At 42.3% G+C, this 24,187-nt stretch carries 22 protein-coding genes and 1 pseudogene; 21 read left to right on the top strand and 2 right to left on the bottom strand.

Features of this window, described 5'->3' with window-relative positions:
• Nucleotides 1-5 precede the first annotated feature (5 nt).
• The 5 genes from PLH26_RS06280 to PLH26_RS06260 all read left to right on the top strand — a co-directional run bounded on the left by PLH26_RS06280 (nucleotide 6) and on the right by PLH26_RS06260 (nucleotide 11,071).
• Entirely contained in the window at nucleotides 6-1,553 is a 1,548-nt protein-coding gene (locus PLH26_RS06280; protein WP_324585146.1) for a RagB/SusD family nutrient uptake outer membrane protein, read from the top strand.
• Between the two features lie 216 nt (nucleotides 1,554-1,769).
• The gene (locus PLH26_RS06275; RefSeq protein WP_324585145.1) at nucleotides 1,770-4,565 is read left to right on the top strand and encodes a family 78 glycoside hydrolase catalytic domain; all 2,796 of its coding nucleotides are present in this window, start codon (nucleotides 1,770-1,772) and stop codon (nucleotides 4,563-4,565) included.
• Between the two features lie 304 nt (nucleotides 4,566-4,869).
• Nucleotides 4,870-7,182 (top strand): PSD1 and planctomycete cytochrome C domain-containing protein, encoded by a 2,313-nt coding sequence (locus PLH26_RS06270; RefSeq protein WP_324585144.1) that lies wholly within the window; start codon nucleotides 4,870-4,872, stop codon nucleotides 7,180-7,182.
• A gap of 158 nt (nucleotides 7,183-7,340) precedes the next feature.
• Nucleotides 7,341-8,795 carry a DUF1501 domain-containing protein gene (locus PLH26_RS06265; protein ID WP_324585143.1) on the top strand — a complete coding sequence of 485 codons (1,455 nt, stop codon included), beginning with the start codon at nucleotides 7,341-7,343 and terminating at the stop codon, nucleotides 8,793-8,795.
• Between the two features lie 122 nt (nucleotides 8,796-8,917).
• A complete protein-coding gene (locus PLH26_RS06260) occupies nucleotides 8,918-11,071 on the top strand; it encodes a c-type cytochrome domain-containing protein (protein WP_324585142.1) in 2,154 nt (717 codons plus the stop codon).
• On the opposite strand, the gene PLH26_RS06255 is transcribed toward PLH26_RS06260, so the two are convergent.
• Nucleotides 10,995-11,516, bottom strand: a complete 522-nt coding sequence (locus PLH26_RS06255; RefSeq protein WP_324585141.1) for a hypothetical protein — start codon at nucleotides 11,514-11,516, stop codon at nucleotides 10,995-10,997. The two genes, PLH26_RS06260 and PLH26_RS06255, sit on opposite strands and share 77 nt — an antisense overlap.
• A gap of 68 nt (nucleotides 11,517-11,584) precedes the next feature.
• On the opposite strand from PLH26_RS06255, the gene PLH26_RS06250 reads away from it, so the two are divergent.
• From PLH26_RS06250 to PLH26_RS06195, 12 genes are all read left to right on the top strand, one after another.
• Entirely contained in the window at nucleotides 11,585-12,415 is an 831-nt protein-coding gene (locus PLH26_RS06250; RefSeq protein ID WP_324585140.1) for an SGNH/GDSL hydrolase family protein, read from the top strand.
• On the top strand, nucleotides 12,405-12,911 hold the full coding sequence (locus PLH26_RS06245; protein WP_324585139.1) for a VOC family protein: 507 nt from the start codon (nucleotides 12,405-12,407) through the stop codon (nucleotides 12,909-12,911). The genes PLH26_RS06250 and PLH26_RS06245 overlap by 11 nt, the downstream gene beginning before the upstream one ends.
• 7 nt (nucleotides 12,912-12,918) lie before the next feature.
• The gene (locus tag PLH26_RS06240) at nucleotides 12,919-13,341 is read left to right on the top strand and encodes a DUF1801 domain-containing protein (RefSeq protein ID WP_324585138.1); all 423 of its coding nucleotides are present in this window, start codon (nucleotides 12,919-12,921) and stop codon (nucleotides 13,339-13,341) included.
• Nucleotides 13,342-13,401: 60 nt separating this feature from the next.
• Complete coding sequence (locus tag PLH26_RS06235) at nucleotides 13,402-13,833, top strand: hypothetical protein (protein WP_324585137.1); 432 nt, start codon at nucleotides 13,402-13,404, stop codon at nucleotides 13,831-13,833.
• A 152-nt stretch (nucleotides 13,834-13,985) separates the two neighbouring features.
• On the top strand, nucleotides 13,986-15,026 hold the full coding sequence (locus PLH26_RS06230) for an alpha/beta hydrolase (RefSeq protein ID WP_324585136.1): 1,041 nt from the start codon (nucleotides 13,986-13,988) through the stop codon (nucleotides 15,024-15,026).
• Nucleotides 15,027-15,373: 347 nt separating this feature from the next.
• A complete protein-coding gene (gene map, locus PLH26_RS06225) occupies nucleotides 15,374-16,138 on the top strand; it encodes a type I methionyl aminopeptidase (RefSeq protein WP_324585135.1) in 765 nt (254 codons plus the stop codon).
• Between the two features lie 286 nt (nucleotides 16,139-16,424).
• Nucleotides 16,425-16,757, top strand: a complete 333-nt coding sequence (locus PLH26_RS06220; RefSeq protein WP_324585134.1) for a hypothetical protein — start codon at nucleotides 16,425-16,427, stop codon at nucleotides 16,755-16,757.
• Nucleotides 16,758-16,889: 132 nt separating this feature from the next.
• The gene (locus PLH26_RS06215; RefSeq protein ID WP_324585133.1) at nucleotides 16,890-17,864 is read left to right on the top strand and encodes a M23 family metallopeptidase; all 975 of its coding nucleotides are present in this window, start codon (nucleotides 16,890-16,892) and stop codon (nucleotides 17,862-17,864) included.
• Between the two features lie 222 nt (nucleotides 17,865-18,086).
• Nucleotides 18,087-18,635 carry a cupin domain-containing protein gene (locus tag PLH26_RS06210; protein WP_324585132.1) on the top strand — a complete coding sequence of 183 codons (549 nt, stop codon included), beginning with the start codon at nucleotides 18,087-18,089 and terminating at the stop codon, nucleotides 18,633-18,635.
• Nucleotides 18,636-18,801: 166 nt separating this feature from the next.
• Nucleotides 18,802-19,068 carry a hypothetical protein gene (locus PLH26_RS06205; RefSeq protein WP_324585131.1) on the top strand — a complete coding sequence of 89 codons (267 nt, stop codon included), beginning with the start codon at nucleotides 18,802-18,804 and terminating at the stop codon, nucleotides 19,066-19,068.
• A 357-nt stretch (nucleotides 19,069-19,425) separates the two neighbouring features.
• Nucleotides 19,426-20,295, top strand: a complete 870-nt coding sequence (locus PLH26_RS06200; RefSeq protein ID WP_324585130.1) for a helix-turn-helix domain-containing protein — start codon at nucleotides 19,426-19,428, stop codon at nucleotides 20,293-20,295.
• 66 nt (nucleotides 20,296-20,361) lie between these two features.
• The gene (locus PLH26_RS06195) at nucleotides 20,362-21,174 is read left to right on the top strand and encodes an alpha/beta fold hydrolase (protein ID WP_324585129.1); all 813 of its coding nucleotides are present in this window, start codon (nucleotides 20,362-20,364) and stop codon (nucleotides 21,172-21,174) included.
• Between the two features lie 114 nt (nucleotides 21,175-21,288).
• Here the strand turns inward: PLH26_RS06195 and PLH26_RS06190 are convergent, their stop codons facing one another.
• Complete coding sequence (locus PLH26_RS06190; protein ID WP_324585128.1) at nucleotides 21,289-21,678, bottom strand: DoxX family protein; 390 nt, start codon at nucleotides 21,676-21,678, stop codon at nucleotides 21,289-21,291.
• 500 nt (nucleotides 21,679-22,178) lie between these two features.
• Between PLH26_RS06190 and PLH26_RS06185 the strand changes: the two genes are divergently transcribed.
• From PLH26_RS06185 to PLH26_RS06170, 4 genes and pseudogenes are all read left to right on the top strand, one after another.
• Nucleotides 22,179-22,748 (top strand): dihydrofolate reductase family protein, encoded by a 570-nt coding sequence (locus PLH26_RS06185; RefSeq protein ID WP_324585127.1) that lies wholly within the window; start codon nucleotides 22,179-22,181, stop codon nucleotides 22,746-22,748.
• 159 nt (nucleotides 22,749-22,907) lie between these two features.
• Entirely contained in the window at nucleotides 22,908-23,450 is a 543-nt protein-coding gene (locus PLH26_RS06180) for a HEAT-like fold family protein (RefSeq protein WP_324585126.1), read from the top strand.
• 282 nt (nucleotides 23,451-23,732) lie between these two features.
• Entirely contained in the window at nucleotides 23,733-23,921 is a 189-nt protein-coding gene (locus PLH26_RS06175) for a hypothetical protein (RefSeq protein ID WP_324585125.1), read from the top strand.
• Nucleotides 23,922-23,984: 63 nt separating this feature from the next.
• Nucleotides 23,985-24,187: pseudogene (locus PLH26_RS06170) on the top strand (hypothetical protein); the annotation flags it as partial.

Here is a 24,187-nt window from a genome sequence, read left to right as displayed (position 1 = left end):
ATTATATGAACAAAAAAACGTTATTAGCAATCATATCGGCGGTTTTTCTTTTCTCCTGCAGCAAAGATTTCTTAGACCTTACCCCGCCTACATCATTGAGCTCTGCATCCTTTTTTAAAGATCGTACCCAATTCATGCAGGCGCTGAACGCGGCATATGTTCCATTACGCGATGTAGCTATTGTAGGTGTTTACGAGGATGAAATGAGGTCAGACAACACCTTCTTTACCATCTACCAGGCCAACCGCGGATTTGAGCCTCACAGGGAGGCTTATGCGCAGTTTATCGATAATGCACAATCCAGTGCTACCCCCAATTCGCCGGGCAGCAGGTGGACCAGTGATTATTCAGGTATTTCAAGAGTGAATACCATACTCAATCAGCTCACCGACAACAGCTTCCTGTCGCAGGGTGCAAAAGATACCATCATGGGTGAAGCGATGTTCCTGAGGGCTTTCTATTATTTTGACCTGGTTACGCACTACGGCGGTGTGCCGCTGCACCTCGATCAGATCCAGGATGCCGAAGAATCTTTCAAACCCCGCAATACGGTTGATGAAATATATACGCAGATAAAGACAGATCTTTTAGCAGCTATTCCCCTGTTGCCAACCGTTACCAGTTTTCCACAGTCGGGCCGTGCAAGCAAAGGTGCTGCAAAAATGTTGCTGGCCTATGTGTATATGACACAACCCGTACGTGACTATCCGAAAGCGGAGCAGGAATTGAAAGATATTACCCATATGAATTATACGCTGCTTGACAACTACGAAGACGTATTTGACCCTGCCAACAAAAACCACAGCGAATCCATATTCGATGTTCAGTATATGTCGGATCTGGTGAGCGGGCAGCAGAGCCAGTTTGCCTGGCAATTTATGCCAAAGGCAACCAATACCCAGTTGATCGCCGGCTTCGATGGGGGCCGCATGAACATCTTCAGCGGATGGAACGTGCCCACCGATGAAATGGTTGAATCTTACGAAGCGGGAGATGAAAGGCTGCCTGCATCTGTTTCTGTGGTGGAAGGTACCATTAGTGGCGTAGAAGACTTTACTATTACAGGAGTAAAGAGCCCGGCAGGTTATACACCGGCGCCGGGAACCAGCTTCCGGTATATGGTGAAAAAATATTTTCATCCGCCTTATTCAGTGTCTTTCAATACGCCCGACAATTTTCCTGTCTTCAGGTATTCGGGAACGTTATTATTGCTGGCTGAGTGTTTGGCAGAACAGGGCAGGGAATCTGAAGCGTTGCCTTATCTGAATCAGGTGCGTGACAGGGCCGGGTTAGATGACCTGGGTGTAGCCACCAAAGAAAACATTGCCAACGAAATGCGTCATGAACTGGCATTCGAAAATCATCGCTGGCTTGATCTTATCCGTACCGGAAAAGCAATCGAAGCTACAACGGCCAAAGGAACACGGTTAAAATCCATCTACGGTTGGATATTGCCCGCAGCCTTTAATGTTACGCCGGAAAGGCTGATCTACCCCATCCCTGCAAGGGAGCTTCAGATCAATGCCAGTCTTGAACAAAATCCCGGGTATTGATGGCAGATCGCCGGGCAAATCATTTATGACTTTTAGCTTCCGGCGCGGATCTGCCAACCGGGGAAGCTTTTGCCAGTGGGCGGTGTATACCTACCGCCCACTTTCATTAGGCATTGGGTAATGCCACAATTGAAACGCACCATACTGTAAACATGCATTTTACCGGCGCTGCTCCTTACTTAATGGTGAGTTGCAGTGCATAACCCGTTGTATTCGATGATACGAAAAAATATTATATACCTGGTACTGTTGAGTGTGATCAGCTTCACCTCACCGCAATGTGTGTCTGAAAAAAAGGGAGTCGTTGTAAAAGATCTGCGCTGTGAATACCTTAATAATCCCCTTGGTATTGATATTGTAAAGCCAAACCTTGGATGGATCATTGAGACAGCGGACGACCTGAAAAATGTAACGCAGGTTGCTTATCGCATATTGGTAGCATCATCTCCTGAAGTGCTCGAAAAGAATATCGGGGATATATGGGACAGCGAAAAAGTATTGTCGGCAAATTCAACTCACGTTTCTTACGGGGAAGCCATAAATAACAGTCCTGCCGGGGAACAGCTTGGTTCTGAAACCCAATGCTACTGGAAGGTAAAAGTTTGGATAAAGGGAGATGATAACAATGAAATGGCTTCTGAATGGAGTTCACCCGCAATATGGACAATGGGGCTGCTAAATGCGTCTGACTGGTCGGGTAAATGGATTGGGCTGAACGGAGATGCCGAAATTAAGGATACAGCAACAGAGCACAGGCGACTGGCTGCACGGATGCTACGCAGAGCATTTCCCGTTACTAAAAACGTTTCACGGGCTACTGCTTACGTAAGTGGCCTGGGTTTCTTTGATTATTACGTTAATGGAAAGCTTATCAGTGATCAGCTTATGAATCCGGCTTTATCGGGGTACAACAAAAGAATTCTATATGTTACGTTCGATGTAACAAAAGAATTAAAAGAGGGTGAAAATGCCATGGGAGTGATACTTGGTAACGGCCGGTTTTTTGCTCCCAGAAAAAAGGTTCCTGTTCCCATGCACAATTACGGTTATCCGAGGTTACTGATGCAGCTCCATATTGAATATGAAGACGGCAGCAGGGAAGTGATAGCGTCTGATGAAAAGTGGAAAGGTACGGCAGACGGGCCTGTGCGTGCAAACAATGAGTATGATGGTGAGGAATATGATGCCAGGCTTGAGATGCCCGGATGGGCCGAAGCCGGCTTTGATGATGAAAGATGGAAAACAGCAGAAGTATTGGAGAGCCCCGGAGGCCGTATGGAAGCACAGGTAATGGAACCCATAAGAGTAACAGAAGTACTTCACCCTAAAAGATTCATACAGCCCAAACCCGGTATTTGGATGGTGGATTTTGGTCAGTCGTTTTACGGAGTTGTGCGTTTGAAAGTAAAAGGGCCCCGAGGCACTACCGTTAGCCTGCATACCAGCTTTAATATTTTACCTGATAGTACATTAAAATATCAAAATGACCGAAGTGCGCTGAATACAGATAAATACACGCTTAGTGGCAATGGTACAGAGGTATGGCATCCCAGGTTTAAAGGAAATGCCACAAGATGGATACAGGTGTCGGGATTTCCAGGCACTCCGGACAGTTCTAACTTTGAAGGACTTGTAACGCATACAGATTTTGAGCAAACCGGAAAATTCACATCATCTAATGAATTGCTCAACCGTGTTTATTTAAATGCGAGATGGGGCACCCGTATGCAAAACAGGAGCCTGCCGATGGAACCCGACAGGGATGAGCGTATGCCGTGGAGCGGGCATCCGTCCAAGACTTCAGAGAGTGAAGGCTGGGTTTTTAATGTGGCGAAATTCTATGATCACTTTTTACACAATTACAGAGTCCACCAGGGTACCGACGGAAGCCTCCAGGAAATACTTCCGCCTTACTGGACTTTTAACAGCAAAGGTATTTTATGGCCCAGTGTTGCCACCATCATACCGGACTGGATGTATAGCTTTTATGGTGATCCACGCATACTAAAAGACAATTACCGGATGATGAAAGATTTTGTGTTGTTTACACAAAAAGCATATCTGAAAGCAGATTACACAACCGATTTTTGTGATTACGGAGATTGGGTAAATGCTATTAATATGGGAGGCAGCGGAGAGCAAACGCCAAAGGGGCTAATGGGTACGGCCTATATTTACCATAATGCGAGGATTGTGGAAAGAGCCGCCGGAATATTGGGGAACACAGAAGATGAACAATATTTTAAAACACTGGCAGACAGCATATATATTGGATTTAATGACCGTTTCCTGGACAAGCAAACCGGTGTGTACCAGAGCGGATCCCAGTGTGCCTATGTATTGCCGCTTGCCTTTGGAATGGTACCTGAAACCCAGAAAGAAAAAGTAGTAAGTAACCTCGTGAACGATATTATGGTAACAAGAAAAGGACATACTTCCGTTGGACTGATAGGGATGCAATGGCAAATGCAGGTTTTAACCAGTATCGGACATCCCGAAGTGGCATATACCATTGCTACCAGGACAGATTTACCAAGCTGGGGTTACATGATCTCCAAAGGAGCTACCACCAGCTGGGAATTGTGGAACTCCGACACCACAGGACCGGGAATGAATGGAGAAAGCCAGAAAATCCTTTCGGGCAATTTTGAAGCATGGTGTTATCAAACTTTGGGAGGTATTAATTACGATACAGAACAACCCGGATTTAAACATATCATTTTAAAACCAGAACCGGTTGGTGATCTTAAATTTGTGAAGGCGTCATTCAGATCATTATACGGGTTAATATCCAGCGAATGGGAGAAGGATGAAAACAGGTTCAACTGGAATATTATGATCCCACCCAATACTACAGCCAGCGTATATGTTCCTTCGGGAGAAAAAGAAAAAATTACCATTGATAAAACGCTTCTGGACAATGGGAACTTCAGGTACAGCGTGGATCAAAAAACGCAAAGAATAGTGATAACACTGGGGTCTGGCAACTATAATATTGTTTGTAGGGAGTGATGATTGTTTGGTATTGTTTTAACCAGTTATCTGATGAACAGATTAAACCGGGCAGCGTATCATTTTTTCATTTGTTAAAGCACCGTTGCTTTGCGGCCATTTGTATATTTGTTTGTACATTTGAATGCGGGTGAGAATCGGTCCGGCAGCCAATTCAGCGCTTTTCGTTTTGTTGGTATGTATGCCTGTGGGAGTGGTAAGCAGCATGGAACAGGATAGAAAATTCAGGATTAGGGGTATATTCGATTGGATAAAAGTTTAAGTTTCACTACCTTATTAAAAAAAGCGTATTTGCCTTTGCCATATGACTACGATCTACAAAAAAATATTTTACCTCGTATGCCTCATAGGAGGAGTTGCAGGGTCATTCCAGTCCTGCGATAGTGATGCAACTGAAAAATTGCCTGATGTAGTGAGCTACAATTTTGATATCCGCCCTATTCTTTCCGATAAATGTTCTGCATGTCATGGCCCCGATGCAAACAAGCGCGAAGCGGGTTTGCGGATGGACGATCCCGAAAGCGCTTTTAAGGCTTTAAAAGAAAACCCGGGGGCGCATGCTTTGGTTGCAGGCAAGCCCGAACTATCGCAGGCCTTTCTCCGCATCAGCAGCAGTGATACGGCGCTGATGATGCCTCCGCCTTCTTCCAACTTAAAATTATCGCAGTACGAAATTGACCTCATTGAAAAATGGATCAAACAGGGCGCGAAATATGAAAAACACTGGGCCTTTGTTGCGCCTGTAAAGCCGGAACTTCCCAAAGTAGAACAGAAAGAATGGCCAAGGAATGAGATAGATCATTTCATTTTGCAAAAAATGGAGCAAAAGGGTATGACCCCCAATGAGGAGGCCGATAAAGAAAGATTATTAAAAAGGATTTGTCTGGATATTACCGGCTTACCTCCCACACTGGAAATGATGGATTCATTTGCTGCCGACAAAAGCGTGGATGCCTATGAAAAAATGGTAGACCGCTTATTAAAGGATCCGGCTTATGGCGAAAAGATGTCGCTGCACTGGCTCGACCTGGCACGGTATGCCGATTCGCACGGCTACCAGGATGACGGCTATCGCACGCAATGGCCCTGGCGCGACTGGGTGATCCATGCTTTTAATGAGAACATGCATTACGACGATTTTGTAACCTGGCAATTGGCCGGCGACCTGCTGCCCAATTCAACCAAGGAGCAATTGCTGGCAACCGGGTTCAACCGGAATCATAAAATTACGGAAGAAGGCGGCGTAATTCCGGAGGAATACAGGGTGATGTATGTAACAGACCGCAATGATCTTTTCGGGAAAGGGTTATTGGGCGTTACCCTGGAATGTGCACATTGCCATGATCACAAATACGATCCTTTTTCGCAGAAAGAATATTACCAGATGTTCGCCTTTTTTAATAATGTAAAAGAAGTGGGCATTGAATCGGTGATCGGCGGCCCCGAAACTTATGCAAAGAAACCGTTGATGGAGATCAGCAATGAAGATGCAAAGACAGTTTTGGATTTTATAAATAAGCCCGATACCAACAGGCTGATCGTGTCGGTCATGGGCGATCTCGACACCATTCGTCCAACGCATGTATTGCAGCGCGGTGAATACGATGCACCGGGTGAGGTAGTAGAGCCGGGAACACCGTCCGCGATTTTGCCATTTAACCCTGAATATCCGAAGAACAGGCTGGGATTGGCGAAATGGTTGTTCGATAAAAAAAACCCCCTTACGGCAAGAGTGTATGTAAATATTTTATGGCAGGAGTTTTTTGGCAGAGGCATTGTTAAAACTTCAGGCGATTTTGGGATGCAGGGAGAGCTGCCGTCACACCCCGCATTGTTAGACTGGCTGGCAGTAGATTTTATGGAGCACGACTGGGATATCAAACGGCTGGTTAAGCAAATGGTTACATCGGCCACCTACCGGCAGTCGGCTGTGATCAGTGAAGAGAAGCTTGCAACCGACCCCGAAAATGTATTTCTTGCCCGTGGATCACGGTATCGTATACCTGCAGAATTTATCAGGGACCTTGTACTGGCCAGCAGCGGACTGTTGAATAAAACCATCGGGGGGCCGAGTGTGAAGCCATATCAGCCTGCCGGTTTATGGGAAGGTGCTACTTCGGGCAGGGGGCTTTTATCGGTGTATAACCAGGATCACGGAGCGGCATTGTATCGCAGAGGCATGTACACTTTAATTAAACGTACCGTTCCACCACCCACGATGGCTATTTTTGATGCCAGCAACAGGGATATGTGCGAGGTAAAAAGATTGAAAACCAATACGCCGCTGCAGGCATTGGTGATGATGAATGATCCAACCGTACTGGAAGCCTCACGGGTGCTGGCAGCCAGATTGTTGCAGGAGAAAACCGATGCCAGGGAAAAGATCAGTACGGCATTCCGGTTGATCGTTTGCAGGGAGCCCGGTGAAAGAGAAGTGGAAGTGTTGACCAGCTATTACAACAAGCAGTTAAAAACGATAGAAGATAATTCTGCCGAAAAGATGCTGTCTATAGGTGAGCACCCCGTTAATGAAAAGGCAGATAAAAAAACACTGGCGGCAATGATGCGCGTTATATCAACTATTTATAACCTGGAAGAAACAATAATGAAATCGTAGTGGTGGGAGGTGAGAAGTGAATAGTGAGAAGTGAGAAGTGAGAAGTGAAAAGTGAATAGTGAGAGGTGAGAATATCTTTATTAGTACACTTTATCTGCTTTATTAGTACACTTTATCTGATAGCTGATAGCTCAGACCTACATTTTAATACATGATTTATGAACAAAGAAATTATTGAGCACGGGCTCACATGGAACAGGAGGCGGTTTTTATCGGCCATGAGTCTGGGTGTGGGAAGTGTGGCATTGGGTTCTTTGCTGATGCCCGACCTGTTTAAAAGTGCCGGAACAGAAGAGGCCGGTCTGCCGCCGGGTATCCCGCATTTTGCACCCAAAGCCAAAAGGGTGATCTATCTTTTTCAGAATGGCGCTCCCTCGCAGCAGGAGCTGTTCGACTATAAGCCGAAGCTCAGGGAGATGATGGGACAGGAGATCCCTCCTTCGGTACGGGGAATGCAAAGGCTTACCGGAATGACGGCCAACCAGGCTTCTTTTCCACTGGTAGGATCATTTGTTGACTTCAAGCAATATGGCGAATCACGGGCATGGGTAAGCGATCTTATGCCTTATACCGCTAAGATCGTAGATGATCTGTGTATTGTACGTTCCATGTATACAGAAGCCATCAATCATGACCCTGCGCTTACCTTTTTACAAACCGGTTCACAGCAGGGGAACCGGCCAAGTATGGGTTCATGGCTGAGCTATGGATTGGGAAATGAAAATAAGAACCTGCCCAGCTTTACTGTATTGCTTTCGCGGGGTGTGGGTAACGGGCAGGGAGTATATTCCAAGCTTTGGTCCAATGGTTTTTTAGATTCTGTTCACCAGGGTGTGCAGTTCAGTAAAGGAGAGAATCCTGTACTGTACCTGCGCGATCCCGAAGGCATGAACAGGCGGGAGCGCCGGGAAATGCTCGACAACCTGTCGGAGCTGAATCAAATGTCGTACGCAGAATTTGGTGACCCGGAAATAACGACTAAGGTACAGCAATACGAAATGGCCTACCGTATGCAAACCGCCATACCCGAAGTAATGGATCTGTCGAAAGAACCCGATGATATTGTAAAGTTATACGGCCCGGATTGCCTGGTGCCCGGAACCTATGCTGCCAACTGTTTGCTGGCACGCAAATTATCCGAGAATGGCGTTCGCTTTGTGCAATTGTACCACCAGGGATGGGATCAGCACGGTAATCTTCCTTTTGAAATAGCCAAACAGGCGATGGATGTAGACCAGGCTTCGGCAGCACTGGTTACCGATCTGAAGCAACGGGGACTGTTAGACGAAACACTTGTTATATGGGGCGGGGAATTCGGCCGCACCAGCTATACGCAGGGCCGGCTTACAGCCGACAATTACGGTCGCGATCATCACCCGCGCTGCTTTACCATATGGATGGCAGGTGGCGGCATCAAACCCGGTATGGTATATGGCGAAACCGATGAACTGGGATACAATATTGTAAAGAATCCTGTGCATGTGCACGATTTCCAGGCTACGGTTTTACACCAGTTGGGACTGAACCACGAAAAGCTGATCTTTAAACATCTCGGACGCAGATACAGGTTAACAGACGTTTCGGGAGTAGTGGTTAAAGATATTATAAGCTGAGTAATATAGAATTGTACGGCTATGGAACCATGTACAGGTGCACGTTTACCGCACACTGCAGGCGGCCCGGCATCCGTTAAACCGGCAACGGTTTTATTTAATTTTTAACAGCCCGATTTTCAATGAATAAAAGAGTAAGATTTTTTGCGGAACAGTTATTGGTCGTATTCAATGTATTCATCGTATTCCTGCTGTTATTTGAAAGCAAACTGGAAATACCCGCCTGGCTGCAGCCTGTTGGGCGTATGCATCCGCTGCTGCTTCATTTTCCTATTGTACTGCTGCTGCTGGCAATTGTATTGCAATGGTACAGCGCTTCCCGCCGGCAATCCAACAATTTTTTTCATGTGTTTTCACAGCATGTTCTTTTGTCGGGCGCTTTACTCTCCGCAGTTACCGTGGTAATGGGTTTATTTCTTTCAAGAGAAGAAGGTTATACAGGCGGTACTTTGCAATGGCACAAATGGACAGGGGTGGCTATTTTCTTCCTTGCTTCCATTATATACTGGGTAGCCGGCAAACCGTGGTATAAAGGAATGCTTACAAAAGCAGCAGGCGCTCTTGTTGTGGTTTCGCTTATTCTTGCCGGTCATTTCGGCGCCAGCTTAACGCACGGGGAGGATTTCATACTGCAGCCCCTTGCTGTTTACTATGAAGCTCCCCCGGTACCCATCGACAAGGCTATTGTTTTTGACCATGTTGTCCGTCCTATTTTTGAAAAAAAGTGCATGAGCTGTCACAATCCCGATAAATTGAAAGGGGAACTGATACTGGCAGATTCTGCATCTATTGTTAAAGGTGGTAAAACGGGTAAATTGTTTGTGCCGGGCAATCCGGGTATCAGCCTGCTGATGGAACGGGTCCATCTTCCCCTGGAAGAGAAGAAGCATATGCCGCCAAAAGGGAAAACGCAGCTTACTGAAAATGAAATTGTACTGCTTACGCTATGGATAAGGAATGAAACCCCTTTTTCACAAAAAGTGATTGATCTGCCTCCGGGTGATTCATTGCGTTTAATGGCCGCTTCTGTGCTGAAGCCTGTGGAAACGCCTGAAGAAAGATACGATTTTTCGGCCGCCGATGAAAAAACGATAGCAAAGCTAAATACCGATTACCGCAGCATTACGCCCCTGGCTAAGGAATCTCCTGCACTGGAAGTAAATGTTTATAACAGGGCCGACTATACAAAAAAACAACTGGAAGAGCTAACTGAGATCAAAAGCCAGATCGTATCGTTGAATTTGAATAAAATGCCGGTAACGGATGAAGACCTGAAAATTATCGGTCAGTTTGAGAATCTTCGTAAGCTCGATTTGAACTTTACCGATATCACTGCAAATGGATTGAAGGAACTGGCGCCGCTTAAGCATCTGAACAGGTTAACCTTATCGGGTACCAAAGTAAATTACAGCGAGCTTAAAGCTCAGATATCTGCGTTGAAAAATCTTAAAACCGTATCTATATGGAATACCGCCATAACGCCGGCTGAAGCGGAGCAGCTGCAGGCTGTAAATAAGCATATTCGTTTTATAGAAGGATTTGTAGATGATGGAAGCAATCCTTTAAAACTCAATCCTCCGCAGATCAACAACAGTTCTGTTATTTTTGACCAGCCGATGGCATTGCAGTTGTTCCATCCTGTAAAAGGTGTAGAGATCCGGTATACCACCGATGGCAGCGAACCCGATAGCATTACATCGCCTGTATTTGACAATAAAACGGTTATCAAAGAAAACGCGCTCATCAAAGCCAAAGGATTTAAGAAAGGATGGTATGGCAGTGATATGGCATCGTTTGATTTCTTTAAAAGCAGCTTCAAGCCGGACAGCGTGCGGTTGCTTTATCCTTTGAACAGCGTGCATCAGGGTGAAGGAGCGCATACCTTTTTCAATACCACATTGGGCGTTATAGGCGCCAATAACCCTGCCTGGGCCAACAACTTTGCCGGCGTCCGCAACAATGATATGGGGATTATATCAGAATTCAAAGAGCCTGTTACCTTATCTTCCGTTGGATTGCATTATATGATCGAGGAAGCCACCGGTATTTTGCCACCGGCACTCGTAGAAGTATGGGGCGGGGAAAATGAAAACCAGATGAAGCTGCTGGTTAAAATGAAACCGCCGCTCCCTGCCAAAGGCGATAAGCCATCCCTCACAACCGTGGAAGGTAAATTTAAGCCGGAAACCATATCCTGTCTTAAAATTGTGGCCAAACCGCATGTTGATGGGGACCGGAGAAGGTTATTGCTGGTAGATGAAATGTTTTTGAATTGATGAAAAAAAAGCCGCTGTAAGATACAAGCGCAGCCACCCTGCGGCAGCTGCGCTTTGCTTGCTTTGAAAAACCGCCTGATTTATAGGTATACTCATACTGGTACCTGTTTTCCAGTGTTAGCTGAGCGTCATAAATATTTTCAACGACGGCGTTGTTTTTAGAAGGTCCCTGCCGGAGGAATACCAAAAAATCCCTGTGTGCATAAAGCGGGTTGGTTTTTTGATCATACTGCATTTTCTGCATGACCCGCCAGCACCATATACCCCGGTGTATCCGTTCCTGCCATAATTGTTCCTTCTGTAACATTGCCATTGTTGAGCTGCTGTTCACTTCGCTGATTCTGCCGGCATTGTAGCTGATGCTGAAATCTACAATATCACCCAAAGTGTTGATGTCGTTTTTAACGGCAGCTTTTTTTAACGACCCGTCTGTGTTTTGCTTCATTAACTTTGTAAAAATGTTGTAATAATGGAAGCCCTGTATATTGCAGGTGTTTTTTAAACAACCGCAATATGAAAAAACTGGTTTTTGCTGTCATTGCTGTTTGCTGCATGGCATCTTTTACGCAAAAAAAAATTACCTGGATTGCCATCGGTGATTCCATTACTTATTTGAATGAGCATACCGATGAAACCGGTAATCGCATCAGCAAGGGATACATGACAAGAGTGGTGGAAAAGCTGCCGCATATTCAATATGTCAACCAGGGGCACAATGGCTGGACGTCCGGTGGCATTGCCGCTGAAATTGAAAAACTGGGTATTGTTAAAGCCGATGTGTACTCCATTTTCCTGGGCACCAACGACTGGTGGCAGGGCAGACCCATCGGCACCCTGGCCGATTATCAAAACAATACCGGCAATAAAACCGTATATGGCTCTTTCCGTATCATCATCAGCAAGCTCCGCAGTTTAAACAGCCATGCGAAGATCATTCTTATTACACCTATGCAGCGTGGCGATTTTGTGTACATCGCCAATATGGCCAACAACGCTTACGGTTCCTATAAAGGAAAAAACGGCCAGCAATTATCACAGTTTGCAGCAGCCATTGCGGCAATCGGGGAATATGAAAAAATACCCGTTGCCGACCTGTACAACAAAAGCGGCATTACCTTAAAAAATATGGTGAAATATAAGCGTTTGAAAGATCCGCAAACCGGCGCGTATAAAAATTATCGGTTTCCTGCCTATGTTAATATTCCTTTTGATCCGGCAACCGATGAATATCCTTATCCGGCCGGCGCCATCAATATGACTTACGATGGATTGCATCCGTCCGATAAAGGATATACTGTTATTGCTGATATGCTGGTGAAGATATTGAAGAAGGTTGACAAATAAAGTAATTTTAGCTGCATGTGACAGGGAAATTGAAAACCCGGATGCTGACGGGCATCCCGACATTCATGCAATCCGGCTTATAGGAGAAGGGAACATCGTGGTTGCCGAAGGAACAGTAAAAATAAATGCAATGGAACATAGAGCTGTGTCTATCCGCCCTTTTATCGGGGCTAAAAACTTTGAGATTTCACGGAATTTTTACCGTGACCTTGGTTTCCGGGAAACCGTACTGTTTCACAATATGTCGCTTTTTAAAACAGAGGAGCTTGGGTTTTATTTGCAGGATGCCTACGTTAAGGACTGGATAGACAATTCCATGATCTTTTTAGAAGTAAGAGATGTAAATCGTTTCTGGAACGAACTCGTGGCTTTAAAACTGGAAACCAGATATGAAGATGTAAAGCTAACCCCGATACGGCAATACGACTGGGGCAGTGAATGCTTTTTACATGACCCGTCGGGCAACTTATGGCATTTTGGAGAGTTTGTTAAATAAGCAGCATATGCCGAAGTATAAAGCAAAAACCATCGAAACCGCGAACGGTGTTTCAGACTTTATTGATACAATAGGGGACGAGCAAAGAAAAAAAGATGCACTCGCCATAATTAAAATTATGAGAGAGCAGTCTGGCTTCGAAGCCAAAATGTGGGGCGCTGCCATTATAGGTTTTGGCAGCTACCATTACAAATATGAAAGCGGTCATGAAGGAGATGCTCCTTTGGTTGCATTCTCGCCACGGAAAAACGAGTTCTCCCTGTACCTGACCTCTGCTTTTGACGGGAGGGAAGATCTGCTTAAGCAATTTGGAAAGTACAAAACCGGGAAAGCCTGTATTTATGTCAAAAAGCTGGAAGACATAAATATAGGGATACTGAAAAAGATGATCACCGGCTCTGTTAAATTTCTTAAGGAAAAGTATACATAACGGGTAAAGCGGATATTGAACATGGAAGAAGCGGATGTGGTATAAACATTGCTGTACATTTTGTTTTCTAAGGATATGGTCAGGAATTATTATTACTTTATTGCAGGTATCCTTGCGATCCTTTTTTCCATTACGCATGCATGGAACGGGCAATCTGTTGTTCTGCCATCTCTCGATACGGATGCAATAACCGCAGATACAAAAACAATATTCTTTTATGTCTGGCATATTATTACTGCAGAAAACATGATTTTTGGCATAGCGTTCTTCTATATGTCATTTTATAAGGATTTGTCTAAAGTGAGGTTTGCTGCTTGGATCATTGCCATTTTAATGATCGTTCGCTGGGTCGTTATTTTTGGCGGAACATTATTGTACAATGCCTCTTCTCTTAAAAGCACATTAACAGATTCAATTGCAATTGTTGTGTATGTTGTGCTGATCATAGCGGGTACACATGTAAAGGATAGAAAAACAGAAAGTAAATTGTAACCACAATTATTGCCGGATATCTTTTTTGAGTACGTGTCCAGGCGGAACATAGAATTCCCACCGAAAACGCTAAGCTACCCTGAAGAGATAGAAGGTTTGAAGAACTTAGCAAAGCCTGTAAAGTTATTTCATCCATGATGAAAATATTTGTCATGCTCTCTTTATTTATTATTCCTTTAGCGGTATTTGCAGAGGGTGGTATTGTTAAGAATGGACCTGACTCCCCAAAGGTCATCAACGAAGAAAAATTTATCCTGGTAAATGGTATTGAACAATGGGTGACCATTCATGGAGAAATGAGCAAGCCTGTTATTTTGTTCCTTCATGGAGGCCCGGGCAGCCCCATCAGCCCCTATTCAGCTACGCTTTACAAAGGTTGGGAAAAGGAATTCATTATTGTGCAATGGGATCAAAGAGGCGCCGGGAAAACATTTGCACGTACTGCCCCGGAGGAACTGACGCCGGAATATTTAAAAGCCAATCCGTTAACTGTTGAGCAAATGGTAGCCGATGGTATTGAACTGGCGGAATACCTGTTAAAGAGGCTTGAGAAGAAAAAGATCATCCTTTTTGGAACTTCCTGGGGATCGGTGCTTGGGGTAAAGATGGCTGCCAAACGGCCGGAACTGTTTTATGCCTATGTCGGTCATTCGCAGGTTACCGACCCTGCCGGCGATCTTACCCTTTACAATAAGGTTTATCTTTTGGCCGAGAAAAATAAGGACACCGCATCTGCTGCTGTACTAAATGCAATTGGTATTCCACCGTATGATGAAGCAAAAAATGTGGGCAAATTATTCAGGATAGTAAAAAAATACGAACGGTTGAATTCAGTACCTGCACCGGATTCCTGGTTCGTTTTGTCGCCACCCTATGACAATACAAAAGATAACCAAAGCCGGAGCGATGCCGATGACTATTCTTTCGTTAATTATGTAGGCGACAAAAAACTGGGTATAATGCCCATGAGGGCAATGATGAATTTACCGGAGGAGCATGTAACTTTTAAAATACCAGTATATCTTATTCAGGGTAGTGAAGACATGCTTACGCCAAAAGAATCAACAAAAAAATATTTCGACAGTATAAAGGCGCCTGCTAAAAAATATTATTTATTACCCAAAACTGCTCATGGCTTCAATTCATCTGTTTTGGATACACTGTACAAAATATGCAGAGCGATAAAAGTGTAGCAGGGCAAATGCATCAATGAAACGGAAGGGTTTATGCATACAGGCTGGGAATGCCCCGGGTTGCTTTCAAAAAAGGCACGGTCTTTTGCAAAATCTTTTATTCCAAAAACCAACCGGGGCATTTGGTTGAGGAATAAAGCTTTTCAATTGATGCCGTTCCCTCTTTGTACTGGTGCTGAGTTAATTATAGTATGTCGTATTGCCGGGGTGAATGGGCAATGGTCAATAGTGAACTTATTCACAATTCACAATTCACAATTCACAAATTGATGCGGCGTATTATGGTTAACGTAACACTACATTATTATTCAATGCGTTTAATGACAAAGAATTAAAGCTAAAAGTATATGTCAATAACAAAGGAAGCTGAATTAACCGGGATGAAAAAAGCAAGCGAAGCTGTTGCCTGCACTTTAAGGGAAATGCGGAACTATGCTCAACCCGGGATGACAACAAAGCAATTGGACAACTATGGAGCAAAGATCCTCATGGACTTTGGAGCAAGGTCTGCACCCCGGTTAACCTATGGCTTTCCGGGATGTACCTGTATAAGCGTAAACAATGAATTTTGCCATGGCATCCCTTCAGATAAAAAGCTGCTGAAAGAGGGTGACCTGGTCAATATAGACGTTTCTGCCGAACTGGATGGCTTTTGGTCGGACAATGGCGGCTCATTTGTGCTTGGGGAAGACATTCACCGGCACCAGAAGCTGGTAGATGCTTCAAAACAGATCCTGCACAAAGCGATCCATAATATAAAAGGTGGCGTTCGCATTTCAGATATCGGCCATCTGATGGAAACAGAAGCCCGGAAGCGGGGCTACAGGGTGATCAAAAACCTCACAGGACACGGTATTGGCAGAAGCCTTCATGAAGAACCGGGTGATATTGCAAATTACAGGGATCGTTTTAACCCGGAAAGATTCAAAAAGAACGCTGTTGTTGCCATAGAAACATTTATATCAACAGCTTCAACATATGCTGAAACGCTTAATGACGGTTGGACAATGATTGGTAATAAAGGCGGATTTATGGCGCAGCACGAACATACCATTGTTGTTACCGACGGAGAACCGGTTATACTGACAGCGATGAACGGAATCTGGAATTAACGGATCAAAAAATAAGACCGGGGATACTACAAACCATTGTGTCGCGCCGGGGTCTGCATTCGGGGGATACGGCGCTTAGCCATGCGACCCCGGCACCGAGATTTTTGTGCTGCCACGGTTTTCACCGATACTCTTACATTCTCCGTAAAAATTTTTCCGGTTTTTAAAATAAATGGATAGGTTTGGTAAGCGTTTTAATTTGCACCACGTAACCCAATATCCAACCTTCCAATTTCCGGTAAATGAATTTCGTACTGAGTAGTATTTGAATGAATATCCGGTACTTATGAATAAGTACCTGTTTAAGCAAAGCGTTTATAAGCGGGTAAAAACGGTTATGAATGCTTATAAACGTTTAAAAACGGCACGTATGCATAAAGCAATGTGTTATGGGCAAGTAAAACCAGCACCGTCTAAAATTCGGCAGACAGAAAAGATGAATACAAACTTAATTGACAAATTAAAATCGTGGGACGGTGTTCATATTGAGTACTTAACAAACCTGTATAACACAGACAAGACAAACGCATATTTTTTTGAAAATTTAGTGACGATTTGTGTCAATGAACAAGATTTGCAGAAAACCATGACTTGGCTCATTAAACAACGGACTTTATGAATTGACAAAATACATTCCGGAACTGAAAACAGAGTTAGAGTTTACCTGCCAAAGAGCAATTGAAACAGAAAGTGCTTCTATAAAGTCGAAAGTGAAGAAAATACTATTGAACCTTGGCAAAAAGAAATCCTAATGAAAAAACAGACTTTAATTTCCATATTTCTATTTGCCATTATTTGGGCATTATTGCATTTTGTATTCCAAGTCAGGTTTAATGGATTACATAAGTTTTGGTTAGTGGGTCTTTATTTACTCATTCACTTTGTGGTTGATTTGCTTTCAAAAAAAGATATTCAACAGCAAAAGGAAGATGAAAAATTTAAAGATTGGGCAACATCTGGATCTATTGGAAAATACGGACAAAAAGGACTGTTGTTTATGTTTTATTCAACAGGACTTATTACTTTTCTAAACCCTTTTCAGCTTTTCCAAATCATTAAACAGGCTATTGGAAACTCAAAATTAAGTTCAGACAAGAAAAACCTAATCGAAAACGCTGATAATTATCAAAACGGAATGAACTATATTTTGCCATTTGAAAAAAATACGCAATGGTTGGTTTATAATGGCGGTGTTACGAAACAAAGTTCACATTCTTGGGACGTAATTACCCAACGTTTTGCCTATGATTTTGTAATTGCAGATGAACAACACGTCCGACATAAGAACAAAGGAACGAAATTGGAAGACTATTTTTGCTATAATAAAAACATTGTAACGGTTGCGGACGGAATAGTTATAAAATCAATAAATAACAAGAGAAATGCACCGTTTGTAGGTTATGGAATTTTAGATTTTTTGACTACGAGTTTTATAGGAAACTACGTTATCATAAAACACACAGAAAACGAGTATTCTTTTTATGCTCATCTAAACAAAGGAAGTGTAACAGTAACTTCGGGCGACAAAGTTACACAGGGACAAATCATTGGAAAATGCGGACACAGTGGTTACAGTTCCGAGCCTCATTTGCATTTTCATCTGCAAGACAAAGCTGATTTTTTTAATGCCAAAGGACTTCCAATTAAATTTTCAGACATTAAAATCAATGGAATTGTCAAATCAGAAACATTTATTACAGCATCAGACAGGGTTGAAAATATATGAACCGAAAGCAATTAAAAATGAGACTACCTGCCGCTAAGGTATTGCCAAAAGCGGGGCTGAACGGCTTCGATTGGACATTTGTGCAAGGTTCAACATTCGTGAACTTTTGTGCTAAAAATCCCCACCTTCGGCAATACCCGAACCGTTGCCTGCAACTCTATCTCCGACCCACCAAAATCGTCAAGTTGAACTTTTAAAGTTGACAACCTAAATAAGATAACAATGGCAAAGCAAGGTGACAAAATTATAAACGAAAGAACAGGGCAAACTATGGTTTTCCTTCAAACAGGTAAGGAAACAAATGGCCGGTTATTGGAAATAGAGACTTTCAATCCTAAGACGGACATGAGAGAACCTGTACATGTCCATCCCAAACAAGAAAGCTCTGCAAAAATTATTTCGGGGAAACTGCATTTTCTTGTTAATGGAAAAGAACAAATCGTTGGGGTCGGAGAGCAAATAACAATTCCCGCTGGCATCCCTCACTGTTTTTGGAACGAAAATGATTTAGTGGCTCATTCTGTTCAACAATTTATGCCGGCACTCCATATTGACGAGTTTTTTGAATCCTTTTTTGCACTTGCAAACGATGGTAAACTCAATGATAAGGGAGTGCCTCCTTTTTTACAACTACCATTAATGGGGTTAAAGCATAAGGACGAAATTCGGGTAACAAGCCCACCTTGGGCGGTGCAACAATTGACTTATTGGTTACTTGCACCAATTAGTTTTCTGCTCGGTTACAGGGCAAAATATTCATCAAAAAAATAAAACCATGAGCGCTGAAGACCTCATCAATTGCTCATGGATATTAGTTCAGAATAATGCAATAAAAGAATTGACACTTAAGCCAGGCAGCAGAGCAGCCGCCAACAGGCAGCTTGGCAAATCAAAATGAAGAAAACAATTTGAAAAGACTGAAAAATAGGGATAGATAATGACAAAAACCGTAGCTCAAAAAATGGGGGTAAAAGAAAATTCACGAACTATTTTCATTAATTCCGACAAAGAAATTATTGGCAATATAAACTTGCCAAACCTTGATGTTTCAAAGAAATTAGAAGGTGAATTTGATTACATACATCTATTTGTAAAAAAACAATCTGAATTTAATGACTACTTTCCAGAACTTAAACTTCATTTGAAATCCAGTGGAACGATGTGGGTATCTTGGCCAAAAGATGGAAAATCAGGTACAGACTGAACATAAAAATAGTAATTAAATTAGGGTAAGATTTTGGGCTTGTTGAAAGTACTTGTTTAAGCATTAATGACATCTGGTCAGGGCTGAAATTTACTTACCCCAAAAAAGGGAAAAGTTATAATAACAGTTACGGAAAATTGAATGATGAGAGAACAACGACCCGCTAACACCGGTTTGCCTAATGGCCGGTTAAGTGCTTCTATGACAGTTTGGTGCAAGGTGTAAATTCAGTTTTTCAATTGAGCATTTGTGCTAAAAATCCGCCACCTCCGTAAGTCTGCGAACCGTTGTCGGATCATGTTAGACAGATAAAGACCCGACAGTTTTATTTCTGCTGACTTGCAAAAATTGTTCAAAATGATTTTAAGAGATTTTTTACCAGACCCTTCATTAAGGGAATTTGTACAATGGTACAGGATCGTTCATTTTGAATTTGATAAAGCGAATGAAGTTCTCTTTAAAGCATATCCGCCGAAACCGGAACAATGTCTTCATTTTTTTCTCAGAGGTAATTTGGAAATAAAATGGATTGCGGGTAATAAAAAAGAGCTTCAATTACCAATAACATTGTTAGGGCAACAAACCTACGTTACTTCCCGATATAACAGCAAAGACCTGTTAAATTTCCAGATTGTTTTTCAATCTGCGGCAGTGTTTCGACTTACAGGTATTCCTGCATTTGAACTCACCAATAAAAATCTCAATGCAGAAGATGTTTTTCCTAAAAACATCCGCTTTATATTTGAAGAATTACAACAGGCAAAAACTTACAGGGAGCTACTTACCGTTGCAGACAGATTTGTAGTTTCTCTTGCCAGCAAAACAAGAAAAGATGCTCATCAGCTGGATTCAGTAACTAATTTGATGATGAAAAGTGATGACACCATTTCCTTTGACTGGTTAGCAAGGGAACCCTGTCTTTGTACTAAACAGTTTAAAAGAAAATTTTATGAAAGAGTAGGTGTTAATCCTAAAACCTACGCAAGAATTACAAGATTTATAAAAGCTTTTAATACAAAAAACGCAAACCCTGATTGGGATTGGCTAAAGATAGCCATAGAACGTAATTACTTCGACTATCAGCACCTCGTTAAAGATTATAAAAGTTTTACCGGACTAACCCCAAATGAATTTCATTTACTTGAAAGCACTTCCCCCGAATGTAAACTTGGGCTTGCTGAAGAGCTCTATCGGGACCGCTTCAGATTGGCATCCTTGCCATTTTAAAAAGTCCTTTTTTTACCACTTCATAACAACAAATACATTTCAATTTTGCTTCCATAATGTATTGTTATGAAAAATATTTTTTTATCAATATTACTATTTTTGCTTATGACATCTGACAGCTTTTCGCAATCATCTAACAAAACATACATTTTAGTGCATGGTGCTGGTCATGGTGCATGGTGCTGGAAAAAAGTAATCCCGCTCTTAAAAACCAAAGGATTTAAGGCGATAGCGCCAGATTTGCCCAGCTGTGGAGACGACACAGCCAAACTTGCAAGCATAACCTTGGATGACGACGTAAAAAAGGTAGTAGATGCAGCCAACGTCATAGATGAGAAAGTCATTCTCGTAGGACATTCAAGTGGCGGAGTTGTTATTTCACAAGCAGCCGAACTTTTGGGTCCTACGAAGATTGATAAATTGATATATCTCGATGCTTTTTTACCTCAAAATGGTGAGTCTGTATTTTCTTTGGCAGAAAAAATACGGAAAAGCAATGAGGCATCTTCTGTTTTGAAGCCGGATGTGCCTGCATCAGAAAGGTTCCTTTTTACAGAAGACGGGAAGTCCTTTAAATGGAATCCGGAACTTGTTCGGCAACTGTTTTATCATGATTGCTCACAGGAAGACATCATTTTCGCTAAAAAAAATCTTACCTGGAATTCGGTTGCAAATATTGCAACACCAGTACATCTTTCAGACAGTAGTTACGGCATTATCAAAAAGTATTATATACTTTGTACGAAGGCTAAGGATTTAGATAAAAGCAGTATTGTGTCTAACGTTTATTGTGAAAAAGTTTACAAACTATCCAGCAGTCATTCTCCATTTTTTTCAATGCCGGATAAACTTCTGGACATTTTGATTGACATTTATTAATGGAATGTTCGCGTGTTTCAGGAAGGGCAAAACACGAACCGCCAACAACCGTTTCCGGTAATTTAATTATCAGAATACTTCAACCAACTCGGGAAATACCAAATCACACCAGCCCTAACTTACTTCTTCCAGCCGCATTTTTTTCTTCCAGAAGAAATACGACAATATCCCCGGCACAATCCATATCAGCATAAAAGCAAGCATCGGATCAACCGATCCGGACAGGGCGATGCTGGAGTACAGAACAGCAGACAGGTCGAAGAACAAACCGGCATAAGCCCATTCCTTTATTGTTCTTAAACCAGGAATTAAAATAATCAGTGAGCCAATCAGCTTTGCGTAGCCCGTAAAAGGTATAAAATAGACCGGGTAGCCGAGTTGGTCATGTATCAGCTTCTTCGCATCATCGTTTACCAGGATGCTGCCATAGGATGAAAAGACCATGAGCGCCGCAAATAAAATGGTAAAAACCCAGTAGAGAATGTTGATTGTTTTTGGTTGCATGTTGATTGTTTTGTTACGTGTTGAATGGTGTAACCGGTACCGGGCGCTTTTAATTGCTTTTCAATGCCCGGTTACACAAAGCTAATACAGAAAGTTAATGCGCGTATGGGGCATTTGCGGCAATATAAGGGCGTTTTGCGTCAGCACATTTCAAAACAGCCCGTTACATTTTGTGTCGCGCCGGGTCTGCATTCGGGGCTTGGTCATGCGATCCCTGGCGCTGAGATTTTTTATTCTGCCGCGGTTTTTCCCGCCGATCTCATAATCCCCGCAAATTTTATTCAGTTTTTAAAATAAATGGATAGGTTTGGTAAGCGTTTCAATTTTACTTTTGTTCCCGCTGACGGAATGCAATCAGCCAAATTCTATAACTTGTACATTAATTAAATAATCAGCTTCAGCAGCCGGCCCGGACGGATCGCTATTATCCGCGCTTCGCCAACCTGTGCCGTTGGTTGTAACTGTTGGACCCACCAAAACGGGCGGACAAAAAACAAAATATGAAAAAGGTAATAGCAGCATTCAATATGACGCTTGACGGGTTTTGCGACCATACAGCAGGATTGCCTGATGAAGAAATACATCAGCATTATACAGAATTATTGGGTCGGGGAAGTGCCATTTTATATGGTAGAATAACATATCAGCTTATGGAATTTTGGCGAACGTTTTTAGAAAATCCTTCAGAGGAAAAAGCAATGAACGATTTTGCTATGGCAATTGACAAAATTCCAAAAATTGTTTTCTCCCATACGCTTAAAAATGTAGATTGGAAAAGTGCAACCATAGCAAATCGTGATTTAAAGGAAACGGTTTTAGCGCTCAGGCAGCATTCAGGCAATGACATTTTTATAGGTAGCCGCAGCTTAATTATACAACTAATGAAACTTAACCTGATTGACGAATACCAGATTTGTATTTATCCGGTTGTTGCAGGAAGTGGTTTGCCATTATTTGACGATATAAGCAACAGGACTATTTTTAAACTCGTGAACACTAAAATCTTCAAAGGTGGTGCGGTAACGCTTTACTATGAGCCGAAGAATAAAAGGGAAACAACGAACCACTAATATCATTAACTTAAAAACCAACTTCTATAACTTTTATCAAAGCATTCGTGTTGTACGGTTATAAATGCTTAAAATCGTTTTAGGAATGGCACATATGCATAAAGCAACGTGTTAGCGGCAGGTAAAATCAGCACCGTCCTAAAATTCGCAGATAAAAAAATGAATGTAAAACTAATTGACAAACTAAAATCGTGGGACGGAGTTTATATTGAGTATGTCACAAAACTATATGACGAAAATGCTGTAAATGCTCACTTTTTTGAAGATTTAGTTGCTATTAGTAATAACGAGCAGGATTTACAAAAAGTTACGACTTGGCTTATCAAGCACCACTATGACAATGGAAACACGCTCCCAAATTCACTTACCGAAAAACTTTTATCAACCTGCTTGACAATTGAAAATTGGGAAGCTAAGCTTCATATTCTACAAATTTTCCATCACTTTAAACTTACCAAAACTTCAATTCCGGTTTTAGAACACTTTTTACAAAATTGCTTGACAGACAAAAACAAATTTGTAAAGGCTTGGGCATATAACGGGCTTTATGAATTGACAAAATATATTCCTGAACTCAAAAATGAGTTGAAATTTATTTGCGAAAGAGCAATGGGAACAGAAAGTGCTTCAATGCGGACAAAGCGGTTACAGTTCCGAGCCTCATTTGCATTTCCATTTACAAGACAAGCCCGACTTTTTTAAAACAAACGGGCTTCCTGTAAGATTTTCAAACGTTAAAATCAACGGAGTTGATAGATCAGATATATTTATAACAGCATCTGACCGAGTACGAAATTTATAAATGATGACAACAAGATTACCAGCCGCTAATAACCAAGCTTTCGTTTCGTCCGTAGGACGAGAAATGAAAGCGAGGTTGAACGAAACCTACGGTAGTCTTATTCTATGTTGTAGAGTTGCCGGTAACAGAAAAGCTTTCAATCGGCATAGCAAAAATAAATTTTTCATTAAATCGCTTTAAAAATGCGAAACAAAATAATTTATTCACCAAATGAAGACGATATTCAAACAACAACTCTTGAAGAAGTGGAAAGACGTTTATCCGCTCAGGAAATTGAAAACATAAAAAACTCAATTGCAGGGAAAATAAACTGGTATGATGCAATTGCCCGGGCAATTAATCAAAAAATAAACATCATTTCTGTTAGCTGAATTTATTATATTCAATAGTGAACAGAACGTACAGATAACAAGTAATATCTCAAACATTTATTTATGCGCTTATTCACATCCCGCCCGATATTTCCGGCGGCCCTCCTGCCGGCCATACTGTGCTTTTCTTTTTCCTGCGGCTCACCGGATCAAAAAACCGCTGCTGCAAAAAATGATGCTACCGTAGCGGTAAGTTTTGTTAAGCAGGAAGCGCAGCACAAAGTGGATGTGCTTATGGATGGAAAGTTGTTTACCTCCTATTGCTG

This window comes from Agriterribacter sp., assembly GCF_035444585.1.
Taxonomy (GTDB): domain Bacteria; phylum Bacteroidota; class Bacteroidia; order Chitinophagales; family Chitinophagaceae; genus Agriterribacter.
This window is presented reverse-complemented; position numbering and strand designations above follow the sequence as displayed.

Excerpts from the sequence above, each read along its gene's own strand:
- PLH26_RS06255 (WP_324585141.1), bottom strand. The coding sequence starts at position 11,516 with ATGAAGCAAAACACAGACGGGTCGTTAAAAAAAGCTGCCGTTAAAAAC.
- PLH26_RS06265 (WP_324585143.1), top strand. The coding sequence starts at position 7,341 with ATGAACAAAGAAATTATTGAGCACGGGCTCACATGGAACAGGAGGCGG.
- PLH26_RS06185 (WP_324585127.1), top strand. The coding sequence starts at position 22,179 with ATGAAAAAGGTAATAGCAGCATTCAATATGACGCTTGACGGGTTTTGC.
- PLH26_RS06280 (WP_324585146.1), top strand. The coding sequence starts at position 6 with ATGAACAAAAAAACGTTATTAGCAATCATATCGGCGGTTTTTCTTTTC.
- PLH26_RS06260 (WP_324585142.1), top strand. The coding sequence starts at position 8,918 with ATGAATAAAAGAGTAAGATTTTTTGCGGAACAGTTATTGGTCGTATTC.
- PLH26_RS06220 (WP_324585134.1), top strand. The coding sequence starts at position 16,425 with ATGAATAAGTACCTGTTTAAGCAAAGCGTTTATAAGCGGGTAAAAACG.
- PLH26_RS06215 (WP_324585133.1), top strand. The coding sequence starts at position 16,890 with ATGAAAAAACAGACTTTAATTTCCATATTTCTATTTGCCATTATTTGG.
- PLH26_RS06195 (WP_324585129.1), top strand. The coding sequence starts at position 20,362 with ATGAAAAATATTTTTTTATCAATATTACTATTTTTGCTTATGACATCT.
- PLH26_RS06230 (WP_324585136.1), top strand. The coding sequence starts at position 13,986 with ATGCTCTCTTTATTTATTATTCCTTTAGCGGTATTTGCAGAGGGTGGT.
- PLH26_RS06270 (WP_324585144.1), top strand. The coding sequence starts at position 4,870 with ATGACTACGATCTACAAAAAAATATTTTACCTCGTATGCCTCATAGGA.
- PLH26_RS06180 (WP_324585126.1), top strand. The coding sequence starts at position 22,908 with ATGAATGTAAAACTAATTGACAAACTAAAATCGTGGGACGGAGTTTAT.
- PLH26_RS06205 (WP_324585131.1), top strand. The coding sequence starts at position 18,802 with ATGACAAAAACCGTAGCTCAAAAAATGGGGGTAAAAGAAAATTCACGA.
- PLH26_RS06190 (WP_324585128.1), bottom strand. The coding sequence starts at position 21,678 with ATGCAACCAAAAACAATCAACATTCTCTACTGGGTTTTTACCATTTTA.
- PLH26_RS06175 (WP_324585125.1), top strand. The coding sequence starts at position 23,733 with ATGCGAAACAAAATAATTTATTCACCAAATGAAGACGATATTCAAACA.
- PLH26_RS06200 (WP_324585130.1), top strand. The coding sequence starts at position 19,426 with ATGATTTTAAGAGATTTTTTACCAGACCCTTCATTAAGGGAATTTGTA.
- map (WP_324585135.1), top strand. The coding sequence starts at position 15,374 with ATGTCAATAACAAAGGAAGCTGAATTAACCGGGATGAAAAAAGCAAGC.
- PLH26_RS06250 (WP_324585140.1), top strand. The coding sequence starts at position 11,585 with ATGAAAAAACTGGTTTTTGCTGTCATTGCTGTTTGCTGCATGGCATCT.
- PLH26_RS06210 (WP_324585132.1), top strand. The coding sequence starts at position 18,087 with ATGGCAAAGCAAGGTGACAAAATTATAAACGAAAGAACAGGGCAAACT.
- PLH26_RS06240 (WP_324585138.1), top strand. The coding sequence starts at position 12,919 with ATGCCGAAGTATAAAGCAAAAACCATCGAAACCGCGAACGGTGTTTCA.
- PLH26_RS06275 (WP_324585145.1), top strand. The coding sequence starts at position 1,770 with ATGATACGAAAAAATATTATATACCTGGTACTGTTGAGTGTGATCAGC.